Origin of the sequence: Agrobacterium sp. ICMP 6402, assembly GCF_009498615.1 — a bacterium.
Lineage (GTDB): Bacteria > Pseudomonadota > Alphaproteobacteria > Rhizobiales > Rhizobiaceae > Agrobacterium > Agrobacterium burrii.
Genome location: NZ_QSNV01000001.1, coordinates 75,830 through 76,636, shown reverse-complemented (window position 1 = coordinate 76,636; position 807 = coordinate 75,830). Strand labels below are relative to the sequence as shown.

The window sequence follows — 807 nt, the reverse complement described above, 5'->3', positions numbered from 1 at the left end:
GCCGCCCGCGAACCCGGCGTCGACAAGTCCAAGATCCAGGAAGAAATCTCCCAGCTGCAGGATCAGCTGAAGTCGATCTCCAGCTCCTCGTCCTTCTCCGGTGAAAACTGGCTGCAGGCGAAAGTCAGCGATGGCACGGGCAAGCTGACCGACGTCACCAAGCAGGTTGTTGGTTCGTTCATCCGTGATTCCGGCGGCAACGTTTCCGTCAAGACCATCAACGTTGCCCTCAGCAATGACACCGTTCTGTTCGACACGTCTTCCGGCGCCGCAAAAGACAAGCAGGGCATCCTCGATTCCTTCGCTTCCTATTCCTCGACCGGCGCTTACAAGAACTTCGAAATCACGACGGGTGTTGGCGCCGCCAAGGCCACCACAGTAAAGGCTGCAATGGTCTTCACCGAAGCGCAGCTTAAGGGCCTGACGCCCGCTGCTGCTGCTACTCCGGTTACCGCCGTCGCGGACGCGACAACCGGCCTGGTCGTCGTCGCCAATGCTTCGGCAGCCGAGAACGGCGCTTATCTGAAAATCGGTGACGACCAGTTCGTCAAGGTTATGGGTGACGGCACCACTGGCAACGCCACGACCGTTGATACGGCACAGGTTACGGCTGGCACCGTGGCAATCGGCACGACGAAGGATGGCAAGAACGTCTATCTTGAAACCGGCGCCAACAACCAGCTCGCTAAAGCCCTGAACTACTCGCTGACGTCGCTCGACATCACCAAGGATCTCGTCGGCCCGACCGGCGTGACCCTGACCGCCGAGCAGTCCCTCGACGCCATGGTTTCGTTCGTCGACAAGCAA

Annotated in this window: 1 pseudogene; it reads left to right on the top strand. The window is 59.6% G+C overall.

The annotated features are described in order from the left end of the window. Positions 1–807 (top strand): annotated as a pseudogene (locus DXT96_RS26845) (flagellar hook associated protein); the annotation flags it as partial.